Consider the following 2364-nt stretch of genomic DNA (forward strand, 5'->3'; position numbering starts at 1 on the left):
ACACTGCTCCTCTCCGGACAATGGAGATAGAAGTATCACTCAACCTGCCGGCTTCTGGTTATGCCGAACTTCGCCCGCCACACCCCAGCAGTGGCAGTCATCCAGCCCCCGCTATCGGAATAACCACGACATCGGCATAACCCGCCTTATTCCGAATTCGGAAGGGAGATTCTGTCGATCGAAGCAACACCTAATTTCAAGGTGATTCGATATGTATCTTCGTTCTTCGTCTCCAACAGGCGTCCGTTTTCTTGCCTCGGTCAAACAAGGAAACAGTCTCAATTCATCTGCCCGGGCCGCCGGTATCCATAAGGAAATCGGATACCGCTGGTTGCGTGAGAGATATCTGCAGCTACGTCAGGAAGGAAACAGTCCCACTGAAGCGACGGACTCCCTTGGATTCACCACCTCCAGGCTCCCCGCATGGGAAGCGGCAGTCAGTGGGGCTACGGACCGTCATCATCTACAAGTCAACATCGAGGTTGAATCCGTATTCTGGAAGGCCTTCAATCGAGGCCAAACCCCTACCCAGTCCGCCGCTGCGGCCGCGGTTGGCCGTTCCACTGCGTATCGGTGGCTCCAAGTCCGGTTCGACCGGCTCCGAGGCTCGAAGGTCACCCTGCAGCGATGTCAGGTTCTTCTGAGGCTAACGGCTCAGCGCTGCCACAGCTTTGAACGCGAACGGCTCGCTCGGCTGACGAAGGAAAAGAACACTGCTGCCGCAGCGCAACGCGCCGCCGTCCTGACTTCGAACCGCTACGCTGACGCGGTGCTGGCTTCAACGGTTTCCGAGGCGCAACAGCGACGTGCCGAGCGGGACACGAAATACTGGCAACTGATGCGCGAAGGCAAAAGCAACGCCGAAGCATGCAGACTTCTCGGTATGCAAAGACAAACAGGCACGTCACTCCGGCGCGCCAACAACTACCAGATCCCCTCTCTGATACCCCGACCGGCGGCGGGCCGCTATCTTGATGTCCGGGAACGCTTGCAAATTGCCGACCTCTTGGAGCTGGGGTATTCCATGCGCCAGGTGGCCCGTGAAATGGGTCGCCAGCCCTCCACCATCAAACGCGAGCTGGACCGCCACCGGGACGCCGAAGGCCGCTACCTGCCCCGCACCGCCGATCATGACGCCTGCCTGCAACGGGCCCGTCCGAAGATTCACAAGCTCGTTGCCAGCCCCCGGCTGCGCGGACTCGTGCAACGCAAGCTCAACCGTTGCTGGTCACCAGACGAGATCAGTGGCTGGATGAAGAAGACCTACCCCGAAGACCACGAGCTACGGATCTGCCCCGAAACGATCTACCGGTCGCTGCTACTACGCGAGGGCCAAGGCCTGCACAAACGCTATGCCGCCAAGCTGCGCACCGGCAGGAGGATCCGCAAGACTCGGTGGCGCACCCGCACCGGAAGTGGCTCGCGGATCCGCAACATGAAAATGATTGACGAACGCCCGGCAGAAGTAGAAACCCGCCTGGAAGCCGGCCATTGGGAAGGGGACCTAATAGTCGGGGTCGGGTCCGTATCAGCGATGGTGACCCTGAGAGAACGCAAAACCCACTACGGAATCATCGTCAACCTACCCCACGACCACACCGCGGCAAGCGTCAACGCCGCCGTCACCAGCGCGTTCGCCACGTTGCCTCCGTCCCTGAAACGCACCTTGACCTGGGACCAGGGAACGGAAATGGCCAGCCACGAAGCACTCACGAAGGCGACCGGTGTTCCGGTGTTCTTCGCCGAACGCTCCAGCCCCTGGCAACGCGGCGCCAACGAGAACTTCAACGGACTCGTCCGCCAGTATTTCCCCAAGGGCACCAACCTGGCCGTCCACAGCACCCGGCACGTCAACCACGTGATGCGGGAGCTCAACACCAGGCCCCGAAAGAACCTCGCCTACGACACCCCAGCCGCAAGGTTCAGGGAAGAACACAATGCCCCTGCAAGGCTCGTGGGGTAGTCTCCATAGCACAGGGAAAAACGCCCCTATTTAGTCCTTTTGTTGCGTCGACCGATAAAATCCGCCGGAATAACACCGGACAGATCACCGGACGGGTCTTGCGGAACGGTGCAGTTTCCTGTGAATTTCGAAATTTCACAAATAGCAGGTCACAGCTGGGTGCATTCCGTTAGGGGACCCCCTATCGGAACACTGCAGAAGCCGTATCCGGACGACCCCCTTACGGGACGATGCAGCTACTTGAGGCAGAAAAGCACTCCTTCTGGTTCTCCGACCGGACCCTCTGCTGCCAGAATGAGGCCATGAACATTGAGAACTGGTGGCCACTTCTGAACTCTTCGACCCGGCAATGGTTGATCGACAATAACGGAGACGTTGTGCCGCCAAGCATTCTGGATCAG

At 59.3% G+C, this 2364-nt stretch carries 1 protein-coding gene; it reads left to right on the forward strand.

The window, feature by feature from the left end; translation table 11 throughout:
• Window positions 1-211 precede the first annotated feature (211 nt).
• Window positions 212-1963, forward strand: a complete 1752-nt coding sequence (locus tag ACLQ7E_RS05460; RefSeq protein ID WP_411731560.1) for an IS30 family transposase — start codon at window positions 212-214, stop codon at window positions 1961-1963.
• Window positions 1964-2364: the final 401 nt, after the last annotated feature.

The organism is Paeniglutamicibacter sp. (assembly GCF_046714615.1).
In the GTDB taxonomy this organism is placed as follows: Bacteria; Actinomycetota; Actinomycetes; order Actinomycetales; family Micrococcaceae; genus Paeniglutamicibacter.

Coding starts and splice junctions, on each gene's coding strand:
- ACLQ7E_RS05460 (WP_411731560.1), top strand. CDS start 212: ATGTATCTTCGTTCTTCGTCTCCAACAGGCGTCCGTTTTCTTGCCTCG.